Source organism: Kitasatospora sp. NPDC002040 (genome assembly GCF_040296785.1).
Taxonomy (GTDB): Bacteria; Actinomycetota; Actinomycetes; order Streptomycetales; family Streptomycetaceae; genus Kitasatospora.
Genome location: NZ_JBEOXV010000009.1, coordinates 58,380 through 73,314, shown reverse-complemented (window position 1 = coordinate 73,314; position 14,935 = coordinate 58,380). Strand labels below are relative to the sequence as shown.

Sequence of the window (14,935 nt, the reverse complement as noted above, 5' to 3'; positions counted from 1 at the left end):
GACCATAACCGCCCGACCGCCCGCGCACCGGTGACCTTCCCGGCTAGCGCTCGCTGCGCTTCGCCTCCCGGATCCGCCGGAGGCGGTTGACCAGGACCGGGTCGTGGGCGAGGGCCTCCTGACGGTCCAGCAGGCGGTTGAGGATCTGGTAGTACCGGGTGGCGGAGAGGTCGAGCTCCTCCCGGACGGCGCGTTCCTTGGCGCCGGTGGTGCGCCAGCTGCGGGCCTCCAGCGCGAGCACGGCCAGCTCGCGGTCGGTCAGCTCGGACATGGGCGGGTCACCTCCACTTACGGGGTGTCATTCTGCCCGCTCAGGCCGACACAGTGTGCCGCCCCCGCCGCGGCGGCCCGGGCGTTAGCGTCCCATGTCATGACGAACAGCTTCGCTCTGCACATCCCCGACGCCGACCTCGAACCCGACCCGCTGGACCCGGCGCAGATCGTCTCCGGCACCCCCGAGGTCTCCGGCAAGGTGGTCTGGGAGTCCGCCGACGGCCGCCGCATCCGCGGCGTCTGGCAGATCACCCCGGGCGTGGTGACCGACACCGAGGCGGACGAGATCTTCGTGGTGATCAGCGGCCGGGCCACCATCGCGTTCGAGAACGGCACCGTGCTGGAGGTCGGCCCCGGCGACCTGGCCGTGCTGAACGAGGGCGACCGCACCACCTGGACGGTGCACGAGACGCTCCGCAAGGCCTACGCGATCGACCTCGGCTGAGCACTCTCGGCCGAGCGGTCGGCGGGGCGGGGCCGGTGCCACGGCCCCGCCCCGCCGCTACTACTTGCGGGCGTCCGCGGCCGCCTCGCCGGCGAAGGACTGCAGCCGGGCCAGCGTCTCGCCGCCGCCGTCCTTGACCGCACCGCCGATGTCCTTCTTGATCTGCTCGCTGACCTTGCCCCAGGACGGCTCGCCGTAGGGGTAGAAGTGCGCGTCCGGGAGGGCGTTCAGGAACGGCTTGAGGTCGGCGTGGGCGGCGTCGGCGGCCATCTCCTCGCGGGCGTCCTGGGTGACCGGCAGCATGTTGTAGGTCTCGTAGAACTTCAGCGTGTTCTCCTTCTGGTAGGCGAAGGAGAGGAACTTCTTGATCTCGGCGCGGTGCCCGTTGGCCTTGAAGGCCATCATCCAGTCGGCCACCGCGAAGCTGGCCGCCTTGCTCGCCGGGTCCTTGCGCGGGATCGGGGCCAGCCCGTAGTCGATCTTGGCGGCGACCGACTTCTGGACCAGCGAGGGGTGGCCGTTGAGCATCGCGACCTTGCCCGCCGCGAAGTCCGCGAAGGCGGTCTTGCGGCTCACCGCGCCCGGGTCGCCGTAGGTCAGGCCGTCCTTGACCAGGCTGGTGCGCAGCCAGTCGAAGGTGGCCTTGTTGGCGCTGCTGTCGATGCTGTAGTTGCCGGTGTCGTCGGAGAGGCCGCCGCCGCCGCTCATGGTCCACATCAGCGACTCGGCCTGGGCCTCCTCGGGGCCGAGCGGCAGCCCGTACGGCACCACGCCGGGGACCTTCTGCTTGATCAGCTTGGCATCCTTGCGCAACTCCTCCCAGCTGGTGGGGGGTTGGCTGATGCCGGCCTTCTCGAAGATCGCCTTGTTGTAGAAGAAGGCGCGCGAGGAGGCGATAAACGGGATGCCGTACTGGCTGCCCAGCACCTGCCCGGCCTTGGCGAAGGCGTCGATCGTGTTGACCTGGGCGTCGATGGTCAGCACCTCGCTGACCGGGTACAGCCGTCCGGCCGCGACCTGGTCGGCGAAGCCGCCGGTCTGCAGGATGTCCGGCACCTTGCCGGTCTTGATCAGCTCGGCCACCCGCTTGTCGATGTCGTCCCAACTGACCACCTCCAGCTCGACCTTGATGTTCGAGTTGGCGGACTCGAAGCGCTTGACCAGGTCGCTCCAGTACAGGCTGGAGGAGTTGGCCGGGCTGTCGCCGTAGTCGGCGACCACCAGTCGCAGCGTGACGTCACCGCCGGAACCGAGCACGTTCGACCCGCAGCCGCTGAGCAGCAGTGCGGAGGAGGCGGCGAGCGCCGTCAGGGAGAGGACGGGCTTCCGGGCAGCGCTGAACAACGGGAACCACCTTCGGGGGTGAGGGAGCGTCGGCCACCCTCTCAGCGTGGACCCTCTGTGGTCCAGACCTGTACCAGGGGTAGTTACCCAATCTCCGCCCCCGTTGCAGCCCGTGCAACGGCGGCCACCGTTCAGACCGCGACCACCCGGACGCCCGCCTCCGTGAACGCGGCGGCCAGCTCGGGGCCGATCCCGGTGTCGGTGACCAGCACCGAGATCCGGTCCAGGCCGCAGATCCGGGCGAAGGCCCGGTGCCCGAGCTTGGACGAGTCGGCCGCGACCACCACCCGTCGGGCCCGGTCGGCGAGCAGCCGGTTGACGCTCGCCTCGCCCTCATTGTGGGCGGTCGCCCCGTGCTCGGCGTCGATCGCGTCCACGCCCAACACCGTTATGTCCAGCGTGAGTTCGTTCAGCACCAGCGAGGCCAGCGGGCCGATCAGCTCGTACGACTGCGGCCGGGCCACCCCGCCGGTGAGCACGATCTTCACCTGCGGGCGGACCGTCAGCTCGTTGGCGATGTTGACCGCGTTGGTGACGATGGTGATGCCCTGTCCGGACCCCTCCGGCTCCGGCCGGACGGCCAGCGCGCGGGCCACCTCGGTGGTGGTGGTGCCGCCGTTCAGGCCGACCACCTCGCCGGGCGCGACCAACTCGGCCACCGCGGCACCGATCCGCTGTTTCGCGTCGGCATTGCGGGCGGTCTTGTAGCGCAGCGGCAGATCGTACGAGACATTGTGGGCAACCGCCCCGCCCCGGGTGCGGGTGACCATCTGCTGGCGGGCCAGCTGATCCAGGTCGCGGCGGATCGTCGCGGCCGAGACCTCCAGCGCCTCGGCGGCCTCCTCGACCTCCAACTTGCCGTGCTCGGCGAGCAGTTCCAGCAGCGCATTCCACCGCTCGTACCTGGACACGCAGATGCCGTCCCTTCCAGTCCCGGAGCCGTCGGACGACGGCGGGGTCAGCTTCCCATAGTTCCATCGGGCGAGCCGGTCTTGCGCGATCCTGCTCGAAACCTCTATAAATCAAACAGCTTCACGCATTCGATCCGGAGCCCTTCCGAAGGAGCCCGCATGCCCCCCTCCTCGCTGACCGCAGCGGAACTCGCCACCCAGCCGGCGAACTGGCGCCAGGCCGCCGCCCTGGCCGCCGCCGCCGCCCCCGTCCTGCCGCAGCGCGGCGAGCGGGTCGCGGTGGTCGGCTGCGGCACCTCGTGGTTCATGGCCCAGGCGTACGCCGCACTGCGCGAGAGCGGCGGCCACGGCGAGACCGACGCGCTGGCCGCCTCCGAGTTCCCGGTCGGCCGCCGCTACGACCGGGTGGTGGCGATCACCCGCTCGGGCACCACCACCGAGGTGCTCGACCTGCTGGACCGGCTCAAGACCCCGAGCACCGTGCTGACCGGCACGGCCGGCAGCCCGGTCTTCGACGTCGCCGACGAGACCGTGCTGCTGGACTTCGCGGACGAGCGCTCGGTGGTGCAGACCCGGTTCGCCACCACCGCGCTGGCGCTGCTCCGGGCCCACCTGCAGTTGGAGGGCGCGCTGCCGCCCGGCACCAAGAGCGTGGCCGAGGCGGCCGAGGACGCCGAGGCGGCGGTCGCGTGGGAGGTCCCGGCCGAGCTGGTCGCGGCCGAGCAGGTCACCTTCCTCGGCCGGGGCTGGACCTACGGCCTGGCCCAGGAGGCCGGGCTGAAGATGCGCGAGGCGGCCTGCGCCTGGACCGAGTCCTACCCGGCGATGGAGTACCGGCACGGCCCGATCGCCATCGCCGCCCCCGGCCGGGCGGTCTGGGCCTTCGGCGAGCTGCCGGACGGACTGGCCGAGCAGGTCGCGGCAACCGGCGCGCTGCTGGTGCACGACGCCGCCGGCGACCCGCTGGCCGACCTGGTCCGGGCCCAGAAGCTCGCCGTGGCACTCGCCGAGGCACGCGGTCTCGACCCGGACCAGCCCCGCGCGCTGACCCGTTCGATCATCCTCGCTTAACGTCAACTGCCTTGCGGTCTTTAGGAAAGTAGTTTTCCGAAGGACACCCAAACATTCTTAAGTCATCCTTAAAGGCGACAAACCTCACCTACCTGGACCAGACCAATCACGCAACTGGACTAGACCTCTCCGACATGGTCAAGGGAAACTGTCCCCCGTGAAGCACGTCATCGCACTCGATGTAGGCGGAACCGGCATGAAGGCCGCGTTGCTCGCCCAGGACGGCTCCGTGCTGTTCGAGGCACGCCGACCGACCGGGCGGGAGCACGGCACCGATGCCGTCGTCGCCACCATCCTCGACTTCGCCGCCGAACTGGCGGACGAGGGTCGCGCCCGCTTCGGCAGCGCCCCCCTCGCCGCCGGTGTCGCCGTACCGGGGACGATCGACGAGAAGAACGGCATCGCGGTCTTCTCCGCCAACCTCGGCTGGCGGGACCTCCCGATGCGCAAGCTGCTCGGCGAGCGACTCGGCGGTCTGCCGGTCGCCCTCGGCCACGACGTCCGCTCCGGCGGGCTGGCCGAGGGGCGGATCGGCGCCGGGCAGGGCGTGGACCGTTTCCTCTTCATCGCGCTCGGCACCGGCATCGCCGGCGCCATCGGCATCGGTGGGGCGATCGAGTCCGGCGCGCACGGCTACGGCGGCGAGATCGGCCATGTGGTGGTCCGCCCCGGCGGACCGCAGTGCGGCTGCGGCGCCAGGGGCTGCCTGGAGACGCTGGCCTCGGCCTCCGCGGTCTCCCGGGCCTGGGCCGAGGCGAGCGGCGACCCGACCGCCGACGCGGCGGCCTGCGCCACCGCGGTCGAGGCCGGGGACGAACGCGCGCTGGCGGTCTGGCGGAACGCCGTCGAGACCCTCGCCGACGGGATCGTGCTGGCCCAGAGCCTGCTCGACCCCTCGACGGTGATCGTCGGCGGCGGGCTGGCCGAAGCCGGTGACACGCTCTTCACACCATTGCGCGCAGCGGTGTCCGAGCGGCTGACCTTCCAGATGCCCCCGAAGGTCGTACCCGCCATGCTCGGAGACACCGCCGCATCCCTGGGCGCGGGCCTGCTCGCCTGGGATCTGCTCTCCATGGAGGTGACCGCGTGACCGCGGACCGAACTGCACTGGCCGGCGCCCGACTGGTCCTGCCCGGCGGCGTCGTCGAGAACGGGCGGCTGTCCGTCGAGGGTTCGCGGATCGCGGGCCTCGGCGGCGCCACCGAGCCGGGTGACATCGACCTGACCGGCTACACGGTCGTCCCCGGCTTCGTGGACCTGCACGTGCACGGCGGCGGCGGCGGCAGCTACGCCTCCGGCATCGCCGAGGAAGCCCTCACCGTCGCCCGGACCCACCTCGCGCACGGCACCACCACCACGATCGCCTCCACCGTCACCGGGGAGATCGACGAGCTCTGCCACCAGGCGGCCGTCCTCTCCGAGCTGGTCGAGGACGGGGTGCTGGCGGGCGTCCACTTCGAGGGCCCGTTCATCTCGCACAACCGCTGCGGCGCGCACCGCCCCGACCTGCTCCGCGACCCGGACCCGGCGCTGGTGCGCAAGCTGGTGGACGCCGCCCGCGGCACCGCCAAAATGTTCACCCTGGCCCCGGAGCTGCCCGGCGGCCTGGAGTCGGTCCGGATGCTGGCCGAGCTCGGCGTGATCGCCGCCGTCGGCCACACCGACTCCGACTACGACAAGACCCTGGAGGCGGTCGAGGCCGGCGCCACCGTCGCCACCCACCTGTTCAACGCGATGCCGGGCATCCAGCACCGCGCGCCGGGCCCGATCGTCGCCCTGCTGGAGGACGAGCGGGTCACCGTCGAGCTGATCAACGACGGGGTGCACCTGCACCCCTCGGTGCTCGACCTCGCCTACGGCACCGCCGGTGCCGAGCGGGTCGCGCTGATCACCGACGCGATGGGCGCGGCCGGGATGGGCGACGGGCTCTACCCGCTCGGACCGCTCCAGGTCCGGGTCGAGAACGGCGTCGCCCGGCTGGTCGAGGGCGGCTCCATCGCGGGCTCCACCCTGACCCTGGACGTCGCCTTCAAGCGGTCGGTCACCATCAACGGCCTCTCGCTCAACCAGGCCGTCACCTCGCTGTCCACCGTCCCGGCCCGGCTGCTCGGCCTGGCCGACTCGATCGGCACCCTGGAGGCCGGCAAGAACGCCGACCTCGTCGTGCTCGACTCCGAGACCTTCGACCTCGTCGCGGTGATGCGCCGCGGTGAGTGGATCGTCGGCGCGGACCGGCTCGCCAAGGCCCACGCGGCCTGACCGTCCCCTCCCCCAGCCTTCGGCCGGGGGGACCCCCTTCCCGGGGAGGTGAGCAGCGGTTCTGCGTCCCGCTGCTCACCTTCTCCCGGGGGGGCACCCGTGCCCGTACCGCCGACCTGCTCGCCGCCGCCGTCGGTCGGGAGTTCACCCGCGATGACCACCCGGACGGCCGCGCTGGACCACGCGCTGATCCGCCGTCCGGCCGCAGTGGTCAGCCGGGGTAGGTGTCCACGCTCATCGGGGTGAGCGCGACCTGGTCGACCAGGATGCTGCCGCCGCTCCCGGCCGGGATGCTCACCGTCACGGTGTTCGTCCCGGCCTGCAGCTCCGGCCATATGTTGGTGGTGTACCAGGCCTGGGCCGGGTCGACCCCGGCCCCGGAGTAGTTCTTCACCGCGATGCCGCCGTCCCGGTCCTTGCCGTTGACGGCGACCGCGGCGTTGAAGGTCTGGCCGGTGTTGTTGAAGTGCAGCCAGAACTTGTACGCGCCCGCGCTCGGCGCCGTGAAGGTCCAGCTCACCGAGGAGCCCGCGGTCAGCGTCAGGTAGCTCCCGTTCGCCGACTTGGCACCCTTCACGCTGTTGCCCGAGGGCGCGTTCTGCCCCTGCAGCGAGCTCGCGTCCGCGACCGGCTTGCCGTCCGGGGTCGGGCTGGCCGACGGCGAGGGGGAGGCCGAGGCCGAGGGGCTGACCGGGGCGCCGCTGCTGCTGCCGGTCGCGCCCTTGGCGGAGGGCTTGCCGGGGTCGCCCATGGAGAGCGCCACGCCGGCCCCGATGGCGACCGCGGCGACCACCGCGACGGCACCGATCACCAGGGCCTTGCTCCGCCCGGCCGGGGGCTGCTCGCCCGGCTGCGGGCGGGAGTGCTCGGCGTACCTGGTCTGCTGCGGGGGGAGCTGGGCGGTGGGGGCCTGCGGCTGCGGGCGCGGCGGCTGTGCCACCGGCGCGGGCTGCTGGCCGTACTGCGCGCGGCCGACCTCGACCGGACGGGAGTACGACGAGTCGCGGGGCTGGCTGACCGCCTCCTCGCCCTCCGCCGGGCGGTAGAGGTACGCGAACGGGTCCTCCGCTGCCGAGCCCTCGGGCGCTCCGTTACTTCCGGCCGTCGTCACCGGTGGTCAACTCCCCATCGCCGCACACCGTACGGCGGCCGAACGCCGTACGGGCAAGTGAACGCTCATACCGGGGCACCCTACCTGGCGAGCATGACGCGGCGGAAAGACGGCCGGACCCTGCACCGATCAGGGGGCCGAGTGGAGGAACCGTGCCGGACGGTTCACCCCGCGCGCCGGTGCGAGCGCTCGCCCCGGGTGCCCCGGGCCGGGCCGCCGCGGGCCCGCTTCTCGTCGTACATCCGCTCGTCGGCCACGTGCAGCACCTCCTCGATGCTCATCCCGCAGCCCGCCCAGCCGATGCCGAGGCTGACCCCGACCCTGGTGGTCCTGTTGTCGATCCGCATCGGCGGGATGATCGCGGTGCGCAGCCGTCCGGCCAGGTCCTTGGCCTCCTCGCGGCCGATCCCGTCGGCCAGCACGACGAACTCGTCGCCGCCCAGCCGGGCCACCGTGTCGCCCTCCCGGACCACCTGCTGGAGCCGCCGGGCCACCTCGATCAGCACCCCGTCGCCGGCCTTGTGGCCGAACCGGTCGTTGATCGACTTGAAACCGTCCAGATCGCAGAAGATCACCGCCAGCCCCTTCTCCGCGGTGCCCGGCCGGACCGAACCGCCCCACAGGTCACCGCCCGACCCCAGCTCGGCCGGGATCACCGCGTGCACGTGGTCGGCCGGTACCTCGCTGCACTCCCGGGGGCGGCCGAACTGCTCCCGCTCCCCGGGCGGGCCGTCGAAGCCGTCAGGCTGCCCGTACCCGTGCGGGAGCGCGACCTGACTCCCGGGGGGCCCGAACGCGCCGTGCGCGCCGTAGGCGGCCGTCTGACCGGCGTACGCGGGCTCCGTGTCGTGCCGGTCCTGGTCCGGTACCGACGCCGGTCCGCCCGGGGCCTGCCCGCAGAGCCGGCGGCCGAGCCGGGACCGCAGCTCGGCACTGTTCGGCAGTCCGGTGAGGGCGTCGTGGCTGGCCCGGTGGGCGAGCTGGAACTCGTGCCGCTTCCGCTCCTCGATGTCCTCGACGTGGGTGAGCAGGAAGCTCGGGCCCTCGGCCGCGTCGGCCACCACCGAGTTGCGCAGGCAGACCCACTGGTAGCCGCCGTCCCGCCGGGACAGCCGCAGCTCGGCCCGGCCCCCCTCGGCGCTGGTGCGCCGCAGCAGCTCCAGGTCCTCGGGGTGCACCAGGTCGGCGAACCGCTGCTGCCGCAGCGTCGCCCTGGGGCGGCCCAGCAGTCGGCAGAGCGCGTCGTTCACCCGGGTCAGCTGGCCGTTGCCGGCCCCGTGCAGCTCGGTGATGGCCATCCCGCTCGGGGCGTACTCGAAGGCCTGCCGGAAGCTCTCCTCGCTGGCCCGCAGCGCCTGCTGCTCCTTCTCCAGCCGGGCCAGCGCCCGCTGCATCTCCGCGCGTAGCCGGGCGTTGCCGATGGCGATCGACGCCTGGAGCGAGAACATCTCCAGCGCCTCCCTGGTCCACGCCCCGGGCCGCTTGCCGCTGCGCGGGCGGTCCACCGAGAGGATGCCGAGCAGGTCGCCGCCGGCGCTGTACATCGGGGCCAGCAGGAAGTCGGCCGGGTGCCAGTCGTTGGCGTACACCGGCAGCGGGCCGTCGCCGACCCAGCTGGGGATGTCGGTGCCGATCGCCCAGCCCCGGTCGTACGGCAGGAAGCGCAGCGTGCCCCAGTGGTCGCTGACGCTCAGCATCCGCTCCCAGGACTCCCGCGAGCCGACCTGGCCGAGCAGCACCGCCGGGCCGCCGAAGGCGCTCTCCTCCAGCTCCCAGACCGCCGCCACCACCAGGTCGCCGTCCGGCCGCACCAGGCTGACCGCCGCCGCGTCGAAGCCGAGCCCGTGCACGGCACCCTCGACCACGGCCTGCAGGGTCCCGGCCAGGCTGCGGGCAGCGTTGAGGTCCGCCACGACCCGGTGCAAGGTGCGGAGGGTCGCGAGGCGGACGTAGGGCTCCGACTCGGCTTCCATGCGGGGGCTCCCCGGCTGCTTCGGATAGTTCTTGATGGTTATCGTCCGATTGCCAGAAGAACTGAATCACAGGGAGCACAACGTTCGGCACGCTCGGTCAACAATAGGTCACCACTTGTGACCCAAATCACACAATGAACATGCCCGAAACCGCAGCTCACCCGCCCTGGAGATGACATCTCCGGACAATCACGACTATTGGCTGTTCGGTCGTCCGGAGTCCGGACTGAAGGCCCCTGGGAGCCGGGAGGGTGCGGACCGTCACCCCTGCGAGTGAGCGGACCCGCCGCCGGACCGGTCGGGTTCAGCCTTCCGGCCCAGTGGGTCCTACGACCACGGCCCGATGCCGCCCGCCCGCCCGGCCGACTACCGTGCGGTACGTGCAGATGTCCCAGCAGTCCTCCACCAGCAGCCCGGCCGCCACTCCCGAGGAGTTCCGCGCGGCCCTCGGCCAGCTCGCCTCCGGCGTCACGCTGGTCACCGTCCACGACCCCGAGGACGAGGAGGACGCCGGCATGACGGCGACCTCGTTCCTCTCGGTCTCGCTGGAGCCCCCGCTGGTGCTCGTCTCGGTCCGCGAGGACTCCCGGCTGGACGAGCTGCTGACCCGCACCGACCGCTGGGCCGTCTCACTGCTCGGCGAGGCCCACCGGGCGGTCGCCTCGCGCTTCGCCATGAAGGGCCGGCTCAGCGACCGGCTGCTCTTCGCCGACACCGCCCACCACCGGGGCCCCCACACCGGCGCACCACTGATCGACGGGGCGCTGGCCACGGTCGAGTGCCGCACCGTCCAGCGCATCCCGGCCGGGGACCACGTGCTCCTGCTCGGCCACGTCCTCGCCGCCGAGGTCACCGCCCCGGGCGCCCGCCCGCTGCTCTACCACCGCGGCGGCTACCGCCACCTCGCCTGACCCCGCTCGCCTGACCCCGCCCGTCAGTCGCGCGCCGAAGGCTTGCCCCGGCCCTGCTTGAGGTCGGACCGGTGGCGCTTGTTGGAGAGCCGGCGCTCGATCATGCCCTTGCTCGGCTTGGTCTTGCGGCGGGCCTTGGGCGGCGGCGCCGTGGCCTCCCCCAGCAGCGCCGCGAGCCGGGCCGCGGCCACCTCGCGGTTGCGCCACTGCGAGCGGTGCTCGGAGGCCCGGACCACCAGGATCCGGCCGTCCACCAGCCGGCTCGCGAGCCGTTCGAGGGCACGGTCCTTCCAGACCTGGGGCAGGGCGTCCGAGGCCGCCAGGTCGTAGCGGAGCTCGACCTGGGTGTCGGAGGTGTTGACGTGCTGGCCACCGGGGCCGGAGGAACGGGAGAAGCGCCAGACGAGCTCGGCGTCGGGGACGACCACCGATCCCCGGACGCGGATGGGCTCGGGCATGCGCCCATCATCCCGCGCCGCCGCGGCGCGGTCACCAGGTTTACGCCTGGGAGAATGACCGGTGTGATCGAGCTCGGCTACGCCCTCTCCAACCGCTTCCCCGACCCTCCGCAGACGGACTACCGGACCGCGCCGGTCCGCAGCCTGCGGCACGACCTGTTCTGCGGTGACGTCTATCTCGACGCGGACGGCGCCGACCTGTCCACAGCCTGGGGATGGGTGCCGGTGCTGGACTTCGCCTGGGCGCTCTGCGACACGGTCGAGCACCTCGACCAGGACCGGCGCGGCAGCCGGTCCGCCACCGTGCAGACCTTCGACCTCGACTTCACCCAGAACACCGAGCTGCTCCGGTTCGCCCGCCGCTTCGGCCTGGTGGAGATCAGCGCGACCTGGCTGCCGGACGAGCCGATCGCGGTGGTGCGCCACGCCGATCTGCGGCGGGAGGCCAGGGACTTCCTCCAGGATGTACTGGCCGACCTGTTCGACCTGCACGAAGGCCTGGCCGACAATCCGAATATCTGGACGGTTCAGGGGCGTTTTCCCCGGGTCTGAGCCCGCGTCAGGGTCCGGGCATGAGAAATTGGCGACCGCGGCAGGAACCACCGGCCCCGCCGCTCGCGTTCTTCCGACAAAAGCGACGAAGGGACTCCACACCATGCCAGTCAGCCTCTCCAAGGGTGGCAACGTCTCGCTGACCAAGGAGGCCCCGGGCCTCACCGCGGTCAACGTGGGTCTCGGGTGGGACGTACGCACCACCACGGGTGCCGAGTTCGACCTGGACGCCAGCGCCATCGTGCTGAACGAGGAGGGCAAGGTGCTGTCCGCCGGGCACTTCGTGTTCTTCAACAACACCAGCTCGCCCGACAGCACGGTCGTGCACACCGGTGACAACCGCTCCGGCGAGGGCGCCGGCGACGACGAGGTCATCAAGGTCAACCTGGCCGGCCTGCCGCCCGAGGCGGCCCGGATCACCTTCCCGGTGTCGATCTACGACGGCAACGCCCGCGGCCAGAGCTTCGGCCAGGTCCGGAACGCCTACATCCGGGTGCTGAACCAGGCCGGCGAGGCCGAGATCGCCCGCTACGACCTCTCCGAGGACGCGGCCACCGAGACCGCCATGATCTTCGGCGAGCTCTACCGCAACGGCGCCGAGTGGAAGTTCCGCGCCATCGGCCAGGGCTACGCCTCCGGCCTGGCCGGCATCGCCCAGGACTTCGGCGTCAGCGTCTGACGGTCCGACCACTGAGGGGCGCGGGGATCACTCCCCGCGCCCCTCAGTCATGTGCCCGCAGTCATGCGCCCGGCGTCAGCCCAGCTCGGCCCTCAGCTGGGCCACCTGGATCACCTCGGTGTCGTCGTGCGGGGTCAGGTCGACCACCTCGGGCCGGGTGTGCTGGCCCTCGGGACCCGCCGCCACCGGCTGCTCCACCGACGGCTCCACGGACTGCTCGACCGGCTGCTGCCGGGCCGCGTACCGGGCGCTCTCGGCCAGCGCCTCGTCGCCGAGCACGTCGGCCAGGTCGCCCTGGGCCCCGAGCTCGGTCACGCTGCCGACGGCGGGCGCCGGGGCGGCGGCCCGGACGGCGGCGGCACCGGCCGCACCGCTGCGGCCGAAGAAGCTGAAGTTCGGCACCCGCGAGGCGGGCCTGGCCCGCTGCCGGACCACCACCGCGGACTCGTTCGCCGCACCGGGCGCGGACAGCACCGGGCGCTCGGGCGCGGCACCGAGCTGACGCACCGTCGGAACGGCCTCGGGCAGCGCGGCCGGACGGAGCGCCACCGCGGCCCGCTCGTCGCTCTCCCGGCGGGCCTCGGCCCGCTCGGCCGCCCGCTCCAGCTGCCGCAGGACGGACGCGGCACGGACGTACGCGGCCGGGGAGGCGGGGTACTTGGGGCGGGCGGCGGCCAGCGCCCGCTGGTGCGCCTCGGCCTCCTTGAGGGCCTGCTCGGCCACGCTCACGGCCCGCTCGCGGAGCAGCCGGGCGATCTCCGTCTCGGCCTTGGCCAGCCGGGACTTCTCGGCGGTCAGCCGGCGGCCGAACCGGGTCGCCCGCTCCTCGGCCACCTCGGCCGCGTACTCGGCCTCGGCGAGCTGCTCCTCGAACCGCTCCTCGGACCGTTTGCGGCGGGTGGCGGCCAGCTCGGCGGCCAGCCTGGCGGTGCGGTCGCGCTGGCGCAGCACGACGCCGAGGCCGACCGCGGCCAACACCGCCGCGAACCCGACCGAGCGCACCACGAGGGTGTCCGGACTGGCCGCGAGGGCACCGAAGGCGGCGACGACGAGTACGCCGATGGCGATCGGCGGCACAGAGCGGCCGAGGACGGAGGAGTGCCGGTGGCGTCCGCGAGACATGCCAAAGAAACTAGCGTGCGAATTGGGGCGCTGTCAGCCTGGGCCCGGTTTCCGCTCTTGACAGTCCGTCACGGCGACCGCGGGTAGCCGCCGTCCGACGCGCCGTCAGCGCGGCGACGGGGCCGAACCGGCCGGGCCGTCGTGGTCCTCGGGCAGCCGGCAGACGTGCTGGAGCCAGAGCGCCGCGGCGACCACCCCGGCCCCCGCCAGTACGGCGAGACCGGCGGTGATCGCCTGGGAGGCCCGGGCCGGGTTGTCCAGCTGGCCGAGCAGGTGGATGCCGGCGCCCGCGTACACGCCGGTCATCACGGCCGCCACCAGCGCACTGGCCTGGCCGAGCACCACCGCCCTGGCCGCGCCCAGCGGGTCCACGCCCTTGGCGTCGGGCCGGCGCTCGCGGACCGCCTTGAGCCGGGAGCGCAGCGAGATCGCGGTGGCCAGCAGGACCACCGCGACCGCCGCGAGCACGATCGGCGCGGCCGTGGGCACGCCGGGCAGGTGGCCCAACGAGTCCCACAGCCGGGCACCGGCCCAGGCGAGCGCCGTCGCCACGGCGGCGAGGGCGAGCAGCAGGCGGAGGCGGAGCGGCTTCACTGAGATCCTTCCCGGCAGGTGGTCAGACGGCGCTGACGGCTGGTCGGCCCACCGTACCGGCGCCCACCCGGTCGGACGGCCGACCGGATCCGGAAGTTCCTACTCGGGCAGCCGGAGCTGGAGGTCGTCCCGGCGCCGGACGCCCTGGCCGGGCTCGTCCGCGATGGCCTTCAGCAGGTCGGCGACCCGGCCCAGGCCCGGCAGCTCGCCGTCCGGGTCGGCGTCCTGCCAGGGGGCCAGCACGAAGGCCCGCTCGTGCGCCCGGGGGTGCGGGAGCAGCAGCTCGGGCTCGGCGCTGGTGACGCCCTCGTAGGCGAGGATGTCGACGTCCAGGGTGCGCGGGCCCCAGCGGACGGTGCGGACCCGGCCGAAGGCGTCCTCGACCGCGTTGGCGCGCTCCAGCAGCGAGCGCGGCGGCAGCGTGGTGCGCAGCACGACCACGGCGTTGAAGTAGCTGGGCTGCTCGTCCGGGCCGCCCAGGGCGTCGGTCTCGAAGACGCCGGACACGGAGGTGATCCGCACCCCGGGGGTGTCCTCGAGCGCGTCCACGGCGCCCTGCAGGGTCTCCAGGCGGTTGCCCAGGTTGCTGCCGAGCGCGACCACGGCGCGGCGCGGGTCGTGCAGGGTCGAGTCGGCGCTGTCGACCCGGCGCTCCAGGTCGAACGTGGTCGGCGAGGCGGTCGGGTCGCTGGTGCTCATCAAGATCCCTCTACGGCTTCGGGGGCGGTACGGACCACGTTCGTCACGCGCGGCCCCGGTGGATGGTGATGGTGACGTCGTCGAACGGGACGGTGATCGGGGCGTCCGGCTTGTGCACGGTGACCTCGACCTCCTCCACGGCGGCGTGCGCGAGGCACTGGTCGGCGATCCGCTGGGCCAGCGTCTCGATCAGGTCGACCGGCTCCCCGGAGATGATCGCGGTGACCTCCTCGGCCACCACGCCGTAGTGCGCGGTGCGGGTCAGGTCGTCGCCGGAGGCCGCCGGGCGGGTGTCCAGGTACAGCACGAGGTCGACCACGAAGGTCTGGCCCTCGATCCGCTCGCGCTCGAAGACACCGTGGTGGCCCCGGGCGCGGAGGCCCCGCAGAGTGACGCGGTCCAGCAACTCTTCTCCCATGTGGACAGGCCCCGCCCGAGGGCGGGGCGCCGGGCCTCGTCGCCCGCGACCTTCGAATCTACCCGCGGCCGACGGTGAACCCCGACCGTCCTACCCGGCACCGCGCGGCGCCACG

17 protein-coding genes are annotated in these 14,935 nt (G+C 72.8%); 7 read left to right on the top strand and 10 right to left on the bottom strand.

Annotated features, from left to right (window positions below; all coding sequences use genetic code 11):
• Positions 1-43 precede the first annotated feature (43 nt).
• Positions 44-271 carry a DUF3263 domain-containing protein gene (locus ABT118_RS20665; RefSeq protein ID WP_350670576.1) on the bottom strand — a complete coding sequence of 76 codons (228 nt, stop codon included), beginning with the start codon at positions 269-271 and terminating at the stop codon, positions 44-46.
• Positions 272-370: 99 nt separating this feature from the next.
• Here ABT118_RS20665 and ABT118_RS20660 point away from each other — a divergent pair, with 99 nt between their 5' ends.
• Positions 371-718: a cupin domain-containing protein gene (locus ABT118_RS20660; RefSeq protein WP_350670573.1), complete on the top strand. Its 348-nt coding sequence runs from the start codon at positions 371-373 to the stop codon at positions 716-718.
• A gap of 60 nt (positions 719-778) precedes the next feature.
• On the opposite strand, the gene ABT118_RS20655 is transcribed toward ABT118_RS20660, so the two are convergent.
• Entirely contained in the window at positions 779-2,062 is a 1,284-nt protein-coding gene (locus tag ABT118_RS20655; protein ID WP_350670569.1) for an extracellular solute-binding protein, read from the bottom strand.
• A 131-nt stretch (positions 2,063-2,193) separates the two neighbouring features.
• Positions 2,194-2,973: a DeoR/GlpR family DNA-binding transcription regulator gene (locus ABT118_RS20650; protein ID WP_350670566.1), complete on the bottom strand. Its 780-nt coding sequence runs from the start codon at positions 2,971-2,973 to the stop codon at positions 2,194-2,196.
• Positions 2,974-3,132: 159 nt separating this feature from the next.
• Between ABT118_RS20650 and ABT118_RS20645 the strand changes: the two genes are divergently transcribed.
• The 3 genes from ABT118_RS20645 (at position 3,133) to nagA (ending at position 6,303) form a co-directional block, all read left to right on the top strand.
• Positions 3,133-4,044, top strand: a complete 912-nt coding sequence (locus ABT118_RS20645) for an SIS domain-containing protein (protein ID WP_350670564.1) — start codon at positions 3,133-3,135, stop codon at positions 4,042-4,044.
• A gap of 157 nt (positions 4,045-4,201) precedes the next feature.
• Entirely contained in the window at positions 4,202-5,134 is a 933-nt protein-coding gene (locus tag ABT118_RS20640) for an ROK family protein (protein WP_350670562.1), read from the top strand.
• Positions 5,131-6,303 carry an N-acetylglucosamine-6-phosphate deacetylase gene (gene nagA / locus ABT118_RS20635; RefSeq protein ID WP_350670559.1) on the top strand — a complete coding sequence of 391 codons (1,173 nt, stop codon included), beginning with the start codon at positions 5,131-5,133 and terminating at the stop codon, positions 6,301-6,303. The genes ABT118_RS20640 and nagA overlap by 4 nt, the downstream gene beginning before the upstream one ends.
• Before the next feature lie 211 nt (positions 6,304-6,514).
• Here nagA and ABT118_RS20630 read toward each other — a convergent pair whose 3' ends face one another.
• Positions 6,515-7,414 carry a carbohydrate-binding protein gene (locus ABT118_RS20630; protein WP_350670555.1) on the bottom strand — a complete coding sequence of 300 codons (900 nt, stop codon included), beginning with the start codon at positions 7,412-7,414 and terminating at the stop codon, positions 6,515-6,517.
• A 164-nt stretch (positions 7,415-7,578) separates the two neighbouring features.
• Positions 7,579-9,387 carry a GGDEF domain-containing protein gene (locus ABT118_RS20625; RefSeq protein WP_350670553.1) on the bottom strand — a complete coding sequence of 603 codons (1,809 nt, stop codon included), beginning with the start codon at positions 9,385-9,387 and terminating at the stop codon, positions 7,579-7,581.
• 386 nt (positions 9,388-9,773) lie between these two features.
• Between ABT118_RS20625 and ABT118_RS20620 the strand changes: the two genes are divergently transcribed.
• Positions 9,774-10,298, top strand: coding sequence for a flavin reductase family protein (locus ABT118_RS20620; RefSeq protein WP_350671058.1), 525 nt, complete (start codon positions 9,774-9,776; stop codon positions 10,296-10,298).
• A gap of 23 nt (positions 10,299-10,321) precedes the next feature.
• On the opposite strand, the gene arfB is transcribed toward ABT118_RS20620, so the two are convergent.
• A complete protein-coding gene (arfB, locus tag ABT118_RS20615) occupies positions 10,322-10,756 on the bottom strand; it encodes an alternative ribosome rescue aminoacyl-tRNA hydrolase ArfB (RefSeq protein ID WP_350670549.1) in 435 nt (144 codons plus the stop codon).
• A gap of 63 nt (positions 10,757-10,819) precedes the next feature.
• Here arfB and ABT118_RS20610 point away from each other — a divergent pair, with 63 nt between their 5' ends.
• Positions 10,820-11,308 (top strand): hypothetical protein, encoded by a 489-nt coding sequence (locus ABT118_RS20610; RefSeq protein WP_350671054.1) that lies wholly within the window; start codon positions 10,820-10,822, stop codon positions 11,306-11,308.
• Positions 11,309-11,411: 103 nt separating this feature from the next.
• Positions 11,412-11,987, top strand: coding sequence for a TerD family protein (locus tag ABT118_RS20605; protein WP_350670546.1), 576 nt, complete (start codon positions 11,412-11,414; stop codon positions 11,985-11,987).
• A 75-nt stretch (positions 11,988-12,062) separates the two neighbouring features.
• On the opposite strand, the gene ABT118_RS20600 is transcribed toward ABT118_RS20605, so the two are convergent.
• The 4 genes from ABT118_RS20600 to folB all read right to left on the bottom strand — a co-directional run bounded on the left by ABT118_RS20600 (position 12,063) and on the right by folB (position 14,805).
• Positions 12,063-13,109 carry a hypothetical protein gene (locus tag ABT118_RS20600; RefSeq protein WP_350670545.1) on the bottom strand — a complete coding sequence of 349 codons (1,047 nt, stop codon included), beginning with the start codon at positions 13,107-13,109 and terminating at the stop codon, positions 12,063-12,065.
• A gap of 105 nt (positions 13,110-13,214) precedes the next feature.
• Entirely contained in the window at positions 13,215-13,703 is a 489-nt protein-coding gene (locus tag ABT118_RS20595; protein WP_350670543.1) for a DUF3180 domain-containing protein, read from the bottom strand.
• A gap of 99 nt (positions 13,704-13,802) precedes the next feature.
• Positions 13,803-14,402 carry a 2-amino-4-hydroxy-6-hydroxymethyldihydropteridine diphosphokinase gene (gene folK / locus ABT118_RS20590; protein WP_350670541.1) on the bottom strand — a complete coding sequence of 200 codons (600 nt, stop codon included), beginning with the start codon at positions 14,400-14,402 and terminating at the stop codon, positions 13,803-13,805.
• Between the two features lie 43 nt (positions 14,403-14,445).
• Complete coding sequence (gene folB / locus ABT118_RS20585; RefSeq protein WP_350671050.1) at positions 14,446-14,805, bottom strand: dihydroneopterin aldolase; 360 nt, start codon at positions 14,803-14,805, stop codon at positions 14,446-14,448.
• Between the last annotated feature and the right edge of the window lie 130 nt (positions 14,806-14,935).

Coding starts and splice junctions, on each gene's coding strand:
- arfB (WP_350670549.1), bottom strand. CDS start 10,756: ATGCCCGAGCCCATCCGCGTCCGGGGATCGGTGGTCGTCCCCGACGCC.
- folK (WP_350670541.1), bottom strand. CDS start 14,402: ATGAGCACCAGCGACCCGACCGCCTCGCCGACCACGTTCGACCTGGAG.
- ABT118_RS20605 (WP_350670546.1), top strand. CDS start 11,412: ATGCCAGTCAGCCTCTCCAAGGGTGGCAACGTCTCGCTGACCAAGGAG.
- ABT118_RS20600 (WP_350670545.1), bottom strand. CDS start 13,109: ATGTCTCGCGGACGCCACCGGCACTCCTCCGTCCTCGGCCGCTCTGTG.
- ABT118_RS20625 (WP_350670553.1), bottom strand. CDS start 9,387: ATGGAAGCCGAGTCGGAGCCCTACGTCCGCCTCGCGACCCTCCGCACC.
- ABT118_RS20620 (WP_350671058.1), top strand. CDS start 9,774: ATGTCCCAGCAGTCCTCCACCAGCAGCCCGGCCGCCACTCCCGAGGAG.
- ABT118_RS20660 (WP_350670573.1), top strand. CDS start 371: ATGACGAACAGCTTCGCTCTGCACATCCCCGACGCCGACCTCGAACCC.
- ABT118_RS20665 (WP_350670576.1), bottom strand. CDS start 271: ATGTCCGAGCTGACCGACCGCGAGCTGGCCGTGCTCGCGCTGGAGGCC.
- ABT118_RS20645 (WP_350670564.1), top strand. CDS start 3,133: ATGCCCCCCTCCTCGCTGACCGCAGCGGAACTCGCCACCCAGCCGGCG.